The 13,263-nt window shown below is 60.8% G+C and carries 13 protein-coding genes; 9 read left to right on the forward strand and 4 right to left on the reverse strand.

What is annotated here, in order from left to right; genetic code table 11:
* Positions 1-55 precede the first annotated feature (55 nt).
* The 9 genes from FKG95_RS11045 (at position 56) to FKG95_RS11085 (ending at position 9,316) form a co-directional block, all read left to right on the forward strand.
* Positions 56-1,591, forward strand: a complete 1,536-nt coding sequence (locus FKG95_RS11045) for a replicative DNA helicase (RefSeq protein WP_142896400.1) — start codon at positions 56-58, stop codon at positions 1,589-1,591.
* Positions 1,592-1,613: 22 nt separating this feature from the next.
* Positions 1,614-2,762 (forward strand): alanine racemase, encoded by a 1,149-nt coding sequence (alr, locus tag FKG95_RS11050; protein WP_142896401.1) that lies wholly within the window; start codon positions 1,614-1,616, stop codon positions 2,760-2,762.
* A 3-nt stretch (positions 2,763-2,765) separates the two neighbouring features.
* A complete protein-coding gene (locus FKG95_RS11055; RefSeq protein WP_142896402.1) occupies positions 2,766-3,539 on the forward strand; it encodes an MlaE family ABC transporter permease in 774 nt (257 codons plus the stop codon).
* The gene (locus FKG95_RS11060) at positions 3,536-4,330 is read left to right on the forward strand and encodes an ABC transporter ATP-binding protein (protein ID WP_142896403.1); all 795 of its coding nucleotides are present in this window, start codon (positions 3,536-3,538) and stop codon (positions 4,328-4,330) included. The genes FKG95_RS11055 and FKG95_RS11060 overlap by 4 nt, the downstream gene beginning before the upstream one ends.
* Positions 4,331-4,395: 65 nt before the next feature.
* Positions 4,396-5,838, forward strand: a complete 1,443-nt coding sequence (gene radA, locus FKG95_RS11065) for a DNA repair protein RadA (protein ID WP_142896404.1) — start codon at positions 4,396-4,398, stop codon at positions 5,836-5,838.
* Between the two features lie 30 nt (positions 5,839-5,868).
* Positions 5,869-6,570, forward strand: coding sequence for a CvpA family protein (locus FKG95_RS11070; RefSeq protein ID WP_142896405.1), 702 nt, complete (start codon positions 5,869-5,871; stop codon positions 6,568-6,570).
* A complete protein-coding gene (purF, locus tag FKG95_RS11075) occupies positions 6,567-8,021 on the forward strand; it encodes an amidophosphoribosyltransferase (RefSeq protein ID WP_142896406.1) in 1,455 nt (484 codons plus the stop codon). The genes FKG95_RS11070 and purF overlap by 4 nt, the downstream gene beginning before the upstream one ends.
* A 48-nt stretch (positions 8,022-8,069) precedes the next feature.
* Positions 8,070-8,567 carry a DUF2937 family protein gene (locus tag FKG95_RS11080; RefSeq protein WP_179954049.1) on the forward strand — a complete coding sequence of 166 codons (498 nt, stop codon included), beginning with the start codon at positions 8,070-8,072 and terminating at the stop codon, positions 8,565-8,567.
* Positions 8,564-9,316 carry an SDR family NAD(P)-dependent oxidoreductase gene (locus FKG95_RS11085; protein WP_142896408.1) on the forward strand — a complete coding sequence of 251 codons (753 nt, stop codon included), beginning with the start codon at positions 8,564-8,566 and terminating at the stop codon, positions 9,314-9,316. The genes FKG95_RS11080 and FKG95_RS11085 overlap by 4 nt, the downstream gene beginning before the upstream one ends.
* Positions 9,317-9,318: 2 nt before the next feature.
* Here the strand turns inward: FKG95_RS11085 and FKG95_RS11090 are convergent, their stop codons facing one another.
* From FKG95_RS11090 to FKG95_RS11105, 4 genes are all read right to left on the reverse strand, one after another.
* On the reverse strand, positions 9,319-9,915 hold the full coding sequence (locus FKG95_RS11090; protein ID WP_142896409.1) for a sigma-70 family RNA polymerase sigma factor: 597 nt from the start codon (positions 9,913-9,915) through the stop codon (positions 9,319-9,321).
* A gap of 35 nt (positions 9,916-9,950) precedes the next feature.
* The gene (locus FKG95_RS11095; protein ID WP_142896410.1) at positions 9,951-10,376 is read right to left on the reverse strand and encodes an ArsI/CadI family heavy metal resistance metalloenzyme; all 426 of its coding nucleotides are present in this window, start codon (positions 10,374-10,376) and stop codon (positions 9,951-9,953) included.
* A gap of 97 nt (positions 10,377-10,473) precedes the next feature.
* Positions 10,474-11,874, reverse strand: coding sequence for a ribosome biogenesis GTPase Der (gene der / locus FKG95_RS11100; protein ID WP_142896411.1), 1,401 nt, complete (start codon positions 11,872-11,874; stop codon positions 10,474-10,476).
* Positions 11,875-11,926: 52 nt separating this feature from the next.
* On the reverse strand, positions 11,927-13,258 hold the full coding sequence (locus tag FKG95_RS11105) for a PQQ-binding-like beta-propeller repeat protein (protein ID WP_142896412.1): 1,332 nt from the start codon (positions 13,256-13,258) through the stop codon (positions 11,927-11,929).
* Positions 13,259-13,263 lie beyond the last annotated feature (5 nt).

The raw sequence follows: 13,263 nt of genomic DNA on the forward strand, positions 1-13,263 counted from the left end.
AAATCGGCATTTCGAATCGTGTGATTCGGGCTTTGTTCTGTTAGTTTCTGACGCTATGGAAAACACACAGTCATCCGCGTTTGCGCCCCTCTCCGTCGCCGAAGACGAACACGAGAGCGATCTCCTCCGCAGCCCCCCTGTCAATTACGAGGCCGAGCAGGCACTGCTGGGCGCGATCCTGGCCAATAACCGGGCCTACGAGCGCGTGTCCGATTTCGTTCACCCGGATCATTTTGCCGACCCGGTTCATGGCCGGATCTACGATGCCTGTGGCCGGATCATCGAGCGCGGACAGATCGCCAATGCGGTCACCCTGAAGAACCTCTTCGAGGGCGATGAGGATCTGGCCGAGGTCGGTGGGGCGCAGTATCTTGCCAAGCTGCAAAGCAGCTATGTCACGATCATCAACGCGTTGGACTACGGCAAGACGATTCACGACCTTTTTCTGCGCCGGGAACTGATCGATCTGGGCAGCGAGGTCGTGAACGACGCCTTCGATCACGATCTGGATCTGAGCGCTTCACAGCAGATCGAAGCGACGGAAGCGAAACTCTACAGCCTGGCGGAGGTCGGGCAGACCGAGGGCGGTTTCACCAGCTTCAAAGACGCCGTGATCGAATCGGTTCACATGACCGAAACCGCCATGAAGCAGGAGACGGGCGTCGCCGGCGTGCCGACCGGTTTCCGGGATCTCGACAAGCTTATGGGTGGCCTGCACAATTCGGATCTGATCATCCTGGCCGCGCGTCCCTCCATGGGAAAGACCACTTTCGCGACCAACGTGGCCTTTCATGCGGCATCCAACAAGAAACTGACCAAGGACCCCTCCGGCGAACTGGTCGAGGTGCCGCAGGTTGTTGCTTTCTTCTCTCTCGAAATGTCCGCCGAGCAGCTCGCGACACGAATTCTCTCCGAGCAGGCCCACGTGCGCTCGGATTCCATGCGGCGCGGCGAGATTCACGATACGGAATTCGAACGCCTGTTTCAGGCCAGCCGAAAGCTGCACAGCCTCAAGATGTTCATCGACGATACGCCCGCCCTGAACATTCCGGCGCTGCGGACCAGAACACGCCGCCTGAAACGCCAGCATGGTCTGGACCTGATCGTGATCGATTATCTCCAACTCATGTCAGGCCCGCCTGGACGCCGCAGCGAAAACCGCGTGCAGGAAGTTTCGGAAATCACCCGTGGCCTGAAGGGAATCGCGAAGGAGCTGGATGTGCCGGTCATCGCCCTCTCCCAGCTCTCGCGCCAAACCGAGCAGCGCGACGACAAGCGCCCGCAGCTGGCCGACCTGCGCGAATCAGGCTCGATCGAGCAGGACGCCGACATGGTGGTGTTTCTCTATCGCGAGGAATACTACCTGGCCCGCGAGAAACCGGGCGCCCGTGCCAACGAAACGCCAGATAAGTTCCGGGAGCGTATGGCGCAGTACGACGAGAATCTCGAAGCGGCCCGCAACAAGGCCGAGGTCATCATTGCGAAGCAGCGCCACGGGCCGATCGGGACGGTTGAGCTCGCCTTTAACGGTGAATTTACCCAATTCAGCGATTTAATCACCGACGACCATCTCCCAGATTCAAATTATTAGTGCCCGGATGCAAGAGCAGCGCATGAGTTCCCCTTTACAGAGCGCAGCCGCGGCACGCGCCGGTGGCAGGCTCACAATCGATCTCGCCGCGCTCAAGTCAAACTACCGGAGGCTCTGCGAGGAAATCGGCCCGGGTGTCGCCTGCGCGGCAGCGGTCAAGGCCGACGGTTACGGTTTGGGAATCGGCAGAGTGGGTCCCGCCCTCGCGGATGCCGGCGTTCGGCGGTTCTTTGTCGCGCACTTTGATGAAGCTCTGAGACTGAAAAGCGCCTTGGCGGCCAGAACACCCTCCGCTGTCGTTGCCGCCTGCGAGATCTTTGTCCTGAACGGCCTGATCGCTGCACCAAGCGCGGACTACTTAGGGGAAGACGTCAGACCGGTACTTAACAGCCTGGGCGAAGTCGACCAGTGGCATAAGGCCTCAGCCGCGGCGGACAAGGCCTTACCGGCAGCGCTTCATGTCGACACCGGAATGTGCCGCCTTGGCCTGCCGGACAATGAGTTCCAGACGCTCATGTCCTCGAGAGCCCGGCTCAAGGGGATCGATCTTCGCGTAATCATGAGCCACCTGGCCTGCGCGGACATGCCCGATCATCCCTTGAACCAACAGCAGCTTGCGGCCTTCAAGGAAATCCGGGCCGCCTTCGCGGATACACCCGCCAGTTTCGCAAACTCATCAGGTATCTTTCTCGGCCCGGATTACCATTTCGATGTCGCACGGCCCGGTGTCGCGCTCTACGGCATAAATCCCTTGCCGGGCCGCGTGAACCCCATGAGGCAAGTGGTTCGACTGCAAGGCAAAATCCTGCAGCTGCGCGAGATTGACGCCCCTCAGAGCGTTGGTTATGGTGCGGCTTATCAGGCAGCTGGTCCGATGCGGATCGCGACGGTGGCTGTGGGTTACGCGGATGGTTATTTGCGTGCTTTGTCTGACAGAGGGCACGCCTGGATCGGCGATCGCCGTATTGATGTGGTGGGACGCGTATCCATGGATCTCTTGGCTCTTGATGTGACGGCGATTCCCGGTGATGCCGCGGTGCCCGGCACATTTGTCGATTTGTTCGATCCGGAAACAGGTGCGGATTCGCTCGCCGCCGAGGCGGGAACCATAGGCTACGAGATCCTGACCTCGCTCGGGCAACGTTATCACCGCGAATATCTGGGCGACTGATTTATGCCGATCCTCCAACCTGTCGGCCGCACATTCATTGCTTTTCTGGGGGCCGCCGGACGTCTGACCCTCTTTGCCATCATGGCGATCGCCCATTGCTTTCGCCCACCGATTTATCCGCGGCTGATCGGCCGTCAGATGATGGCGGTCGGCTACTATTCCCTGCCGGTCGTCGGCCTGACCGCGATTTTCACGGGCATGGTGCTGGCGCTGCAGAGCTATACCGGCTTTGCGCGCTTTTCAGCGGAAAGCGCCATTCCAAACGTGGTCATCGTCTCCATTACCCGGGAATTGGGCCCCGTGCTAGCCGGACTGATGGTCGCCGGGCGGGTCGGCGCCGCAATGGCAGCCGAGATCGGAACCATGCGGGTCACGGAGCAGATCGATGCGCTCTATACGCTTGCAACCAACCCCTTCAAATACCTGGTTGCGCCCCGCCTGATTGCCGGTGTTGTGACCTTGCCCATCCTGGTCCTGATCGCCGATATCATTGGTGTTTTCGGCGGCTATCTGGTGTCGATTTATAAACTGGGGTTCAACCCCGCCACCTATATCGCGAACACCATCGATTTCGTCCAGGTCCAGGACGTGGTCTCCGGGCTGGTCAAGGCCGCCGTGTTCGGCTTTCTCGTGACACTGATGGGCTGTTACCATGGTTACCATTCGCGCGGCGGCGCTCAGGGTGTCGGCACCGCGACCACCAACGCCGTGGTGTCCGCGTCGATCCTGATCCTCTGCTTCAACTACTTCATCACTGAATTGTTCTTCGCCCAATGAACGATGCCACGCCCACAAACCAGACACCCAAGATTCAGATCCGCGGACTGAGGAAGGTCTTTGGCGACAAGGTCATCCTGGATGGCGTGGATCTGGATGTCGGCAACGGCGAGTCCGTGCTGGTGATCGGAGGCTCGGGGTCGGGCAAGTCCGTCTTGCTGAAGTGTATTCTCGGTCTCTTGCATCCCGATAGCGGCAGTATCCTGGTCGATGGTCAGGAGGTCGTTGGTCTTTACGGCTCAGCCCTGGAGGAGGTTCGCGCCAAGTTTGGCATGCTGTTCCAAAACGCGGCGCTATTCGATTCCCTCCCGGTTTGGGAAAACGTGGCTTTCGGTCTTATCCAGGGCAAGGGCATGAATCGGGAAGACGCCAAGATTGTCGCGTTGGAGAAGCTCGCTTCGGTCGGTTTGAACGAGGACGTCGCCGAGCTCTCACCTGCGGAACTCTCCGGCGGTATGCGCAAGCGCGTCGGTCTGGCGCGCGCCATCGCCAGCAATCCGGAGATCATCTTTTTCGATGAGCCGACCACGGGTCTGGATCCGATTATGGGTGATGTGATTGACCGGCTGATCGTCAGCTGTGTCAGAGAACTGGGAGCCTCGACCCTGTCGATCACCCATGACATGGCAAGTGCACGCCGTATTTCTGACCGAATCGCTATGCTTTATAAGGGCAAAATCATCTGGTCGGGACCGACCAAGTCCATCGATAACTCCGGCAATCCTTACGTCGAGCAGTTTATCAATGGCAACTCCGAAGGTCCGATCCAGATGCAGGTCCGTTCTCTATGACCGGGTTTCGAGCACGCCGGAACTGCGTGGCGGCCCGCCAGGAAACATAAGGTACGCCTCGCCGAATGGCTAAGCTTCAATCCCGCTACGTCTGCCAGTCCTGCGGTGCCGTGACTGCAAAATGGCTTGGCCGCTGCGAATCCTGCGGTGAATGGAATTCCATCATCGAGGAAACGCCCCGGGAGAGCGTCCCGGGCGGTCTCGGACAGAGCAAGGGTTTGTCCGGCGGACGGCGCAGCGCGGGCCAGCGCCTGGAGTTTGTCGAGCTCCAGGGAACCAGTGAGCAGGCTCCGCGCCTGCCGACCGGAATCGCCGAATTTGACCGGGTCTGCGGCGGCGGACTGGTGAACGGGTCGGCCGTCCTGATCGGCGGTGATCCGGGCATTGGAAAATCGACGCTTTTGACGCAAGCGGTGGCGGCTCTGGGATCCGGCGCGGGAGGGCCGCCGGTGAAGTGCGCGTACATCTCCGGCGAAGAAGCAGTTGATCAGGTGCGGCTCCGGGCACGGCGTCTGGGATTGGGCGGGACGAATATTCTGCTGGCGGCGGCAACCTCGGTGCGGGATATCGCGGCGAGCCTCGACAGCCAGGACGCCCCGCGGATCGTGGTGGTGGACTCCATCCAGACCATGTACGTCGACAGCCTCGACTCGGCGCCCGGAACCGTAACCCAGGTCCGGGCATCGGCCCAGGAATTGATCCGGCTGGCCAAAAGGCGGGGGTTTGCGCTGCTCCTGGTGGGACATGTGACCAAGGAAGGCGTGATCGCCGGGCCAAAGGTCCTGGAACACATGGTCGATACCGTGCTGACCTTCGAGGGTGAGCGCGGGCATCCCTTCCGGATCCTGCGGGCGGTTAAAAACCGTTTCGGACCCACCGACGAGATCGGCGTCTTCGAAATGACCGAAGACGGCCTGAGCGAAGTCGCCAATCCCTCTGCGCTGTTCCTGGCCGAGCGGCGCGGCAACGTCTCGGGCTCGGCTGTCTTTGCCGGCCTCGAAGGCTCGCGGCCGGTGCTGGTAGAGATACAAGCCCTGGTTTCGCCTTCGCCGCAGGCAACACCACGACGGGCTGTAATCGGCTGGGACACGGGCCGGCTGGCCATGGTTTTAGCGGTCTTGGAGGCCAGATGCGGGCTGGCATTAGCCGGCAATGAGGTATATTTAAACGTTGCCGGCGGGTTGCGGATTGGTGAGCCCGCCGCGGACTTGGCGGTGGCGGCGGCTCTGGTCTCCGCTGCGACGGATCAGGCGGTGACGGATGAAACTGTGGTTTTTGGCGAAATCGGCCTCTCCGGCGAAGTTCGCGCGGTCAGCCAAGCGGACACGCGCTTGAAAGAGGCCGCGAAACTGGGCTTTACACGCGCCCTGATTCCACCCAGACGCGCCAGAACCAAGAAACGCGAGTCGGATCACGGCCTGGAGATCAGGGAAATCGAGCATCTGCAGGATCTCGTAGCTATGTTTGCTGCAAAATCTGTCCAACGGCGGGACACCGGGGACGAATGACGCATCATATGAACAGAGTCCGAGACGAGCATGGATAGCCTGCCCATCAACATTGCGGATATCGCCGTCATCGCCGTTGTCGTGATTTCCGGTATCCTCGCCTTGTTCCGTGGACTGGTACACGAGGTTCTGGCGGTCGGCTCCTGGATCGGCGCCAGCTTTGCAACCCTTTACGGCTTCTCTTACGCCCTGCCCTACGTCAAGCAGGTGATCACCGTCGATCTTTTCGCCGAGGTCACCACCGGTATCCTGCTCTTCGTGTCCGTGCTGGTCATCCTGACGATTTTCACCCGCATGTTGTCACAGCGGGTCAAGGACAGCAGCCTCGGGCCACTGGACCGGACACTGGGCATGCTCTTCGGCTTCGTCCGAGGAGCCGCCATCGTCTGCCTGGCCTGGATCGGCTATACCTACGCCGTTCCGCAACAGGACCATCCGGTCTGGATCCAAGAAGCACGCACCAAGCCTCTGGTCGAGCAAGGCGCCGTCATGCTGAATGCGCTCATTCCCGAGCAGTACCGCAGCCAAGCGGAAGACTCCGCGCGCGATGCAGTGGACAAGGCGCAGGATCTTCAGGATGCCAACCAGACCTTCCAGGACATCGTTTCACCGCGCCCCAAGGCGGAAGCCAGTGAGGGTGAACCCGAGTACAACCGTCTGATGCGCGAGCAGATGCGCCGCGCCATCGAGGCAGCCGGAGACCAAGAGCCAGTGCGGGAGCAGGCCCAATGATCACGACAGATCCCTTCGACGACGACAAGCTGCGCGAGGAATGCGGTGTTTTCGGTATTTTCGGAAACAACGATGCTGCGGCCCTTGCAGCCCTCGGTCTCCATGCCCTGCAGCACCGCGGCCAGGAAGCCGCCGGAATCGTCGCCTTCGACGGCGAACAATTCAACGCGCACCGGGATCTCGGGCACGTCGGCGATATCTTCTCCTCGGGCGATGTGATGACCAGGTTGGGCGGCGCCTCGGCGATTGGCCATGTCCGCTACTCGACAACTGGCGAGACAGCGCTGCGAAATGTGCAGCCCCTCTTCGCCGATCTTCATTACGGTGGCTTCGCGCTGGCCCACAACGGCAACCTGACCAATGCCCGGCTCCTGCGGACGGATCTGGTGCGCAGCGGCTCCCTCTTTCAGTCGACCATGGACACCGAAGTTATCATCCACCTGATCGCGACCTCCCGCGGCGTGACGCTGATCGACCGGATGATCGAGGCGGTCCGCAAGATTGAGGGTGCCTATTCCCTGGTCGCCATCACCGACAACAGCGTAATCGCCGTGCGCGACCCGCTGGGCGTTCGTCCTCTGGTTCTCGGCAAGCTCGGCGAGGCCTACGTCGTGGCGTCGGAGACCTGCGCTCTGGATATCATCGGTGCCGATTTCATCCGCGACGTGGAGGCCGGTGAGATGATCGTGCTCGACGCCGAAGGTTTACGCTCCATGCGGCCCTTCCCGCCTATGAAACAGCGTGCCTGCATCTTTGAGTTCATCTACTTTGCCCGACCCGACTCGGTGATGGAAGGTCACAGCATCTACGAGGCGCGCAAACGCATCGGCGCCGAGCTGGCGATCGAGAACCCCATCGACGTCGACGTGGTCATTCCGGTTCCGGATTCCGGTGTCCCTGCCGCAATCGGTTATGCGGCCGCCGCAAACATCCCCTTCGAGCTCGGGATTATCCGAAACCACTATGTCGGGCGGACCTTTATCGAGCCGGGGCAGCAGATCCGGCATTTAGGCGTGCGCCTGAAACACAACGCCAATCGCGGCATGATCGAGGGCAAGCGGGTTGTTCTGGTGGATGACTCGATCGTGCGCGGTACAACCTCCATCAAGATTGTGGAGATGGTCCGCGCCGCCGGGGCGACCGAGGTCCATATGCTGATCGCCGCACCGCCGACGGCGCACTCCTGCTTCTACGGCATCGATACCCCGGAGAGCGGCGAGCTGCTCGCATCACGCATGAACGTTGAGGAAATGGCGACCCACATCGGTGTCGACAGCTTGGCCTTCATCTCGATGGACGGTCTTTACCGGGCCATGCGCGAAGAGGGCCGCAACAACGCCTCGCCGCAGTTCTGCGATGCCTGTTTTACAGGTGACTATCCGACACAGTTGACGGACCACGAGGAGCCTGTGACCGTTCCGCAACTCTCGCTTCTGGCCGAACTCGGCTGACGCCTTGTCCCGGATCGAGCCGCAACCGCACGAAGGCAGAAAATGCCGATGATCGCGCGGACACTCTATCTGGCTGCCGCGGCAGCAGGCGGCTCGGCGACCTCGCAGTTTCCCGAGTTCTTTCAGCAGTACCTGCAGCGCCTGGGCGGCCACGCCGACCAGGCCGCCATTCAGGCGGCACGGATCAGGGACGCCGCCGCCGCTGAGAAGCTCTCACTGCAGGCTTATCTCGACAGCTTTCTGAACAGCCAGATCTCGGCTCACCGCCGCCAGGGAGAAATCCTTCAGGTGGAACTGGGCGAAGCCGACCGCCTGCGCCAAAGTCTGGAGAGCCTGACGCAATCCCCGGTCTGGCAGCGGCCATTCCTGATGGCCTCTCAGGCCGAGACCGATATACTGCAGGCTGCGGCGACGGCCTATCAGCCCGCCGTCCCGATCACGCCGGAAGGTTTTATCTATGCCGGAATTGGCGCTCTTATGGCCATCATCCTGCTGAGAAGCCTCCGTTCGATCCCTTCTCTCTTTCGTCGAAAAGCACCCCAATGAACGACAACACGACACAAACCGGCCCTGAAACCAAGAGCAGCGGACGCCTCGCCGGCCGTATCGCGGTCATTACCGGCGCGTCGCGCGGCATCGGCGCCGCCGTGGCAAAGCGCTTTGGCGCGGAGGGCGCGCATCTTATCCTTGTCGCCAAGACCGTCGGCGGTCTTGAAGAGATCGACGATGAGATCCGTGCCGCCGGTGGCGCGCCTTCAACACTCGTACCCCTGGACCTGCGGAACTTCGACGCCATCGATCACATGGGCGCCTCTCTCTATGAACGCTTCGGCCGCCTCGATATTCTGGTGGGCAACGCGGGCCTGCTGGGTACGCTCTCGCCGGTCGGCCACATCGATCCGAAAGTCTGGAGCGAGACGCTGGACATCAATCTGACGGCCAACTATCGCCTGCTGCGCAGCTTCGATCCCCTGCTCAAGCTCTCGGACGCGGGACGCGCCATCTTCGTGACCTCCGGTGCGGCAACGAAAGCCAGCGCCTACTGGGCGATCTACAGTGCCTCGAAGGCGGCGCTCGACGTTCTGGTCAAAACCTACGCGGCGGAAAATCAGAAGACCAACATCTGCGCGAATCTTCTCTCTCCCGGTCCGATCCGCACCACCATGCGGGCCAAGGCTTTTCCGGGCGAAGATCCCAACACGCTGCGCGCGCCCGAAGAGATCACCGATCTTTTCGTCGAGCTTGCGTCCGCCGACTGTCAGCGCAACGGCGAGATCGTCCGGGTGCCGCAGTAACACTACTCCCTCGCGCAACAGGGACCGCGTTGCTGGTAGCTTATGATGTTTCCGTACCGGTCCAGCTCTAGAGCGCAGCAGCGCAGCAAGGCATCTTTCAGTTTACGATGCCCTCTCCGGACTCGCGATTTTATGGCAGAGAGCGATAATCCGAGCCGGCACGCCGCTTTAGCCTGCGTCATCCCATCGATATCCGTGAGGAGAAGGGTCTCGGCATAGCGTTTCGGCAGGCTTCGGATTAAGGGCGTCATGCAGGCCGCAAATTCAGCTGTCAGATCACGATCGCCTTCCACCGCACCCTTTTGCGCGCTCTTCGATGTCAGGACGCCGCCATAGTCGGCTGACGATCGGCGGGCCTGCTCAAGTGAGCGTTGCCGGTAGTAATCGCTGATACTGTTGGCCGCAACGCGGATCATCCAGGCGGAAGGATTGCGCGCGGCTTCCAGTGTCTCTCGCGATCTGACGAGCTTGAGCAAAACCTGGCCAACAAGATCGTCGACATCGCCCCGCTGAACCCGCTTGCCGATATAGGTGCGCAGGCGTGTCTGAAAACGCCGCCAGCTCGCCTCGTCCAGTTCCTTCTTATGTCGCGCTTGCATTTAAGATCCTGCTTCGGTTCATGACCCGGACCAGATTAACAGCTTTCAGTTGCCGCACCTGTGCAACATCTGCCAATGGGTGTCTGTCGCGCCACTTCCGGCGTATCGTCGGTGATACGGTACCACTCCCAGCGCAATCCTTGAAGGTCCCGGCTCCAGACTTTGTCCTGCTCGGCGTGGCAACAGGTCCGCCCCTGCTCCAGACTTTCAAGCAACCCGGATTGCTCAAGCCGGGATGCGACACACTGTAAGGTATCCGCATCCTGGACCTCCACGCCCAGATGGTTCAGGAGTTCCGGCGCCCCGGGATTCTCAAAGAGGACAAGCTTCAGGGGCGGCTGGGATATGGCAAAGTTTGCGTAGCCCGGCCTGCGCTTATGCGGCGGACTGTCGAAAAGCCTGCTGTAGTAATCAACCGCTTCATCAATATCACGGACGTTCAGGGCCAACTGAAGGCGCATAGCCTTTATCCTTATGAAAGTTGTTACACCTCATAAGACGCTGGCACATGGAAAAGGATGCAAAAGAATTGCCCTTAGGTGTTTCCGGACCCTTCGGTCAGCGCCCATCCTTGGCGTAAGGATTATCACCCTTTTTGAAGTTCAGGCGGATTGGCGTGCCATAGAGATCGAAATCCGCCCGCAGGGTGTTTTCCAGATAGCGGCCATAGGACAGCGGCAGGTCATCCGCCTTGGTGCAGAAAATCGCGAAGGTCGGAGGACGGGTCTTGGCCTGAGTCATGTATTTGAGACGGATGCGGCGTCCCCCGGGCGCGGGCGGCGGATGGGCCGAGGTCACGGCTTCGAGCCAGCGGTTCAGCGCCGAGGTCGACACGCGCTTGTTCCAGACCTTGTAAGCATCCAGGACCCGGTCGAGCATGTTGTTCAGATTCTGGCCGCGCAGCGCCGAGATGGTGGCGACGGGGACACCGGTGAGCTGGGGCAATGAACGCTCGAGACGATCGCGCAGATCCTGGATGACCTCGTCGCGATTGCGGCAGGCATCCCACTTATTGACTGCGATCACCAGCGCCCGCCCCTCTTCCTCAACCAATCGGGCGATGGTCAGATCCTGTTTTTCCAGCGCCGCTTCGGCGTCGAGTACCAGGACCACCACCTGCGCGAACTTGACGGCACGCAGGCTGTCAGCGACCGAGAGCTTCTCCACCTTGCTCTGCACTCTGGCGCGCTTGCGAATGCCGGCGGTGTCGAAAAGCTTGATCGCGCGGTCTTTGTAGGTCCATTCGACCCCGATGGAGTCTCGCGTGATCCCCGCCTCCGGACCGGTCAGAAGCCGGTCTTCGCCAATCAGCCGGTTGATCAGGGTCGATTTGCCGACATTGGGGCGGCCGACGATAGCAAGTTGAAGCGGGCGGTTATCAATCTCCTCCTCATCGGTCTCTTCGCCATCGGTTGCGGCATCCTCCGCAAGCATGCCCTGGACCGCGGCTCTTTCCTCCTGCTGGCGCTTCATTTGCTCGTCGACGAAATCGTAGAGATCAGTCATGCCGAGCCCATGCTCCGCGGAGATGGGAACCGGCTCTCCCAGGCCGAGACGGTAGGCATCCATGAACCCGCTGTCGCCCTGGCGTCCCTCGCACTTATTGGCCAGGACGAAAACCGGCGTCGGAGACTTCCGCAGCCACTGGGCAAAGTGTTCGTCCAACGGCGTGATCCCTGCGCGCGAATCGACAACAAGAAAAGCGAGATCAGCCTCGTCGACCGCCTGCTCGGTTTGCACGCGCATGCGCGCTTCCAGACTGTTGTCGAAAGCTTCTTCCAGGCCCGCGGTATCAATCACCGTAAAGGTCAAGTCATAGAGCTTCGCTGTGCCCTCGCGGCGGTCGCGCGTTACGCCCGGCTGATCATCGACCAGGGCAAGACGTTTGCCGACCAGCCGATTGAACAGCGTCGATTTGCCGACATTCGGCCGGCCGATGATGGCTACCTTGAAATCCATTTTCTTACTTACTTGCCTTCAGCCTCCAGGAGGCAAAGGGCCTGAAAAGACGTCAGCGCAGTACAACGAGTTCCGCACTGTCCGTCACAAAATAAAGGCTATTGCCTGCAACAACCGGGGGCAACGCAGCTCCGTCGGGCAGTTCGATGAAGCCCAGAACCTCGCCGGTGTAGGGCGAGATCGAAATGGCTTCGCCGTGGGAGCCGGCAACAATCAGCCGGTCGCTTGCCAGAACCGGACCGGCCCACTGAATCAGGTCTTCCTGATCTTCGACGTCCTCGAAGCGCTGCAGGGGCCGGACCCAGCGCAAACGGCCGTCGCGCCTGCGCACGGCCACCAGTTGCGCGTCATTGGTCAGGACAAAGACATAGTCGCCCGCGACCCACGGGGTCTGTACGCCTCCGAGATCTATATCCCAGGCACGCGCACCGCGCTCCAGATCGAGTGCGATCATCCGTCCTGAGTGGCTGATCGCCATGACCACCCCCCGATCGATCACCGGTTGCCCCCGAATATGTGCCAGGTCTGCAAGCGGATCGATACGATTGACCGAGGAGAGACTGTCACTCCAGAGCATGCGCCCATCAGTCACCGACAATCCGATGATTTCACCGGACGAAAAGGGCACCACAACAGTCCCACCGGCAACCGCCGGGCTGGCCGCGCCCAGCAGAGATGCATCCTCCTGAATTCCAATATGGCTCCAGAGCCGCCGCCCGTCATCCGCGGCAAGCGCCAGCATCTGGTTGTCCAGGGTGACTAGAAAAACCCGACCGCCATTAACGGTTGGCGCCGCGCGCATGGGCCCCGGCATGTCCTTTTGCCAGATGATCGCGCCCGAGCGTGCATCGAGCGCAAAAACACGGGCAAAACCAGTCGTGACGTAGATCCGGCCATCAGCGTAGGCGATTCCGCCACCGAAGTAGCCATCATCATGGTCATCGGGATCCAGATCGACCCGCCAATACTGCTTGCCGCTTATCGTATCATAGGCCGATACATCAGTGAGCGCGTCCATCGTAAAGACCACATTCTCCACCACGATCGGCTGGGCGAGCAGAGCCTGCGAGTCATCGGACCCCTCACCGATGTCAGCGCTCCAGGCCTCGCTCAAATCGTCGTTGATCGAGAGATGGTACATCGCGTGGGGCGGGTTCCCGCCCGCATGGGTCCAGAACTGGTTTTCGAAGGGCTTGGGCAGAATGATCTGCTGATCGGCAATTTCGGGGTCGGGAGTCAGGCCCTTGTCGAGTGCCAGGATTGCAATGCGTTCCCCCGGCAAGCGAGGTTCTTCGGCGGAATCGAACCAGTCGGTAACGCCACAGGCGCCGAGTCCTAGGCCCAAACCGCAAAAGGCGGCCAGAGTCAAAAATCGCTGTAACATGGAAA

Source organism: Denitrobaculum tricleocarpae, assembly GCF_007004665.1.
Lineage (GTDB): Bacteria > Pseudomonadota > Alphaproteobacteria > Kiloniellales > Kiloniellaceae > Denitrobaculum > Denitrobaculum tricleocarpae.